Source organism: Pseudoalteromonas sp. S16_S37 (assembly GCF_014694405.1).
Taxonomy (GTDB): Bacteria; Pseudomonadota; Gammaproteobacteria; order Enterobacterales; family Alteromonadaceae; genus Pseudoalteromonas.
Genome location: NZ_JAAUWV010000130.1, coordinates 1 through 1,939, shown reverse-complemented (window position 1 = coordinate 1,939; position 1,939 = coordinate 1). Strand labels below are relative to the sequence as shown.

Genomic DNA, 1,939 nt, shown 5'->3' with positions numbered 1-1,939 from the left:
AGTTAATTGATAAGTGCTCTATGCAAAGTTTATTGGTTGAACAGTTAACTCTCACACCGCTTGATACTGTGACGACAAACAAGGAGGGCCAATTTTCGTTGTCATTGGGCCGCAATGATGTAGTGCTATTTGCAACAGGGTCTCGTGAGTTCTTTGGTACTACTGAAAATTATATTTGGGTCAAACCCGTAAGACTAGGGCTTGGATTTAATCACACTGCGGATTTGGACAATACAGGTATTATCAGCGACAAATCACTACCTAGCATCAAACTCTAATTTATTAACCCAGTTTAAAATCTATCCCTCCGTGACTTAGGCACTCTGTAGCAAACCAAATGCTACGGGTGCCGTATGACATTCCCAAACCTTACTTACTTTAAACAGCTACCAGAGATTAAGGCCGCGCTTGCGCCATACTCGCTGCAATTTGCTGATGCTATTTTGCCTATCTTGTATTTGGAAGGTGGCTTAAATGCAGACGGCGGCTTAAATAACACACCTTCTGACAGGGGCGGTTTAACTAAGTTCGGCATAAGCCAGCGAGCCTACCCACACCTTGATATTGCAAACCTAACCCTTGCACAGGCGGTACGCTTATTTCACCGCGACTATTGGCGGCCCATGCAGTGCGGCGAGCTTAATGCGGGTGTTGCTTTAATGCTGCTTGATGGCGCAGTACAACACGGTGTGCCGAGTATGACCATGTTAGTACAGCGATATGTTGGCGCTAAGCCTGACGGCCGCTTTGGCCCGCTTACGTTAAAAGCCTGCCACGGTGTTTTACCAATACAGTTATGCGTTGGCTTGAGCCTTAAGCGCGCCCGTAAATACGCCCGTATTTGCGCGAATGACACAACCCAAACCCCAAATTTAAACGGCTGGTACAACCGCCTAGAGCACATTACTGAGCGCGCCATAGCAGGAGTACACCATGGGTAGAAACTGGGATTGGTCACGCGAGCAAGGCCGTATAAAGCGCCTTGAGGCGGAAGTACAAGCACGTTTAAACGAGCAACCTTTTGATGTGAACAACGTGCCGTTGCACAGCCATGATGGCACCTATCAAAGCATGTTCAGCAAGGGCTGGCATTCGGTTTTAGAAATTGACATACGCTTGCGTGTAGATGCTGTGCGCTCTTACCACGCAGCCAGCAACCGCGTTGCCAAGCGCTTTGGGGTGAGTCATGGATGATTGGTTAGGGCTGGGTAAATTAGTGGGCAACGTGATTGATGAAGCGTTTACCTCCGATGAAGAAAAGCTAAAGCTAAACAACGAGCTAACTCAAATAACCAATGCGCTCAAAGCCAAAGAACTTGAGTACAAAGCAAAAGAGCTTGTACTTCAAGGGCAAGTCATTGAGCTACAAGGCCAAGTGCTCGCGGCCCAATCTCAAAACATCACCGCCGAAGCGCAAGGTGAAAGCTGGCTGCAACGCTCTTGGCGTCCTATCACCATGTTGACGTTTTTAGTGTTGATTGTGCTCAACGCCTTTGGGTTGCTGGCGAATCCACTACCCGAAAAGGCATGGGAGCTTCTACAGCTAGGCATTGGTGGTTACGTGGTTGGTCGTACCGTTGAAAAAATCGCCCCCGGCACAGCTTCCAAAGCCAAAGACATTGCTAAATCAATCATTAACTCATTGAGGAACCCAAATGGACATCGTTGACGATGCACAGCGTATTGCTGAGCAAGATTTAGAGCGCGCGCTCAACAAAAACAAGGCCCACTTTTTGGGGCAAGATGTGGACTTTATGCATTGCCTAGAGTGCAACGCAGAAATCCCAAAAGCACGGCGAGACGCAATACATAGCTGCAAATACTGCGTTGATTGCCAAGAGTTACAAGAGCTTGCTGCAAAGCACTATAGGAAGCCGTGATGGAATTTATCTTAGAGTGGTGGAAGCAAATGCTAGCCGCTGGTGTGGTAGTCGTAGGC

The 1,939-nt window shown here is 48.0% G+C and carries 5 protein-coding genes; all 5 read left to right on the top strand.

The features are described from left to right. Nucleotides 1–278: hypothetical protein (locus tag HC733_RS22110; protein WP_238937667.1), on the top strand; the 278-nt coding region annotated here is incomplete at its 5' end. Between the two features lie 75 nt (nucleotides 279–353). After that, the gene (locus HC733_RS22105; protein ID WP_190367133.1) at nucleotides 354–941 is read left to right on the top strand and encodes a glycoside hydrolase family 108 protein; all 588 of its coding nucleotides are present in this window, start codon (nucleotides 354–356) and stop codon (nucleotides 939–941) included. After that, on the top strand, nucleotides 934–1,194 hold the full coding sequence (locus tag HC733_RS22100; RefSeq protein ID WP_190367132.1) for a hypothetical protein: 261 nt from the start codon (nucleotides 934–936) through the stop codon (nucleotides 1,192–1,194). Before HC733_RS22105 ends, HC733_RS22100 begins: the two co-directional genes overlap by 8 nt. Next, nucleotides 1,187–1,669 carry a 3TM-type holin gene (locus HC733_RS22095; RefSeq protein WP_190367131.1) on the top strand — a complete coding sequence of 161 codons (483 nt, stop codon included), beginning with the start codon at nucleotides 1,187–1,189 and terminating at the stop codon, nucleotides 1,667–1,669. Before HC733_RS22100 ends, HC733_RS22095 begins: the two co-directional genes overlap by 8 nt. Beyond that, the gene (locus tag HC733_RS22090) at nucleotides 1,656–1,880 is read left to right on the top strand and encodes a TraR/DksA C4-type zinc finger protein (RefSeq protein WP_190367130.1); all 225 of its coding nucleotides are present in this window, start codon (nucleotides 1,656–1,658) and stop codon (nucleotides 1,878–1,880) included. The genes HC733_RS22095 and HC733_RS22090 overlap by 14 nt, the downstream gene beginning before the upstream one ends. Nucleotides 1,881–1,939 lie beyond the last annotated feature (59 nt).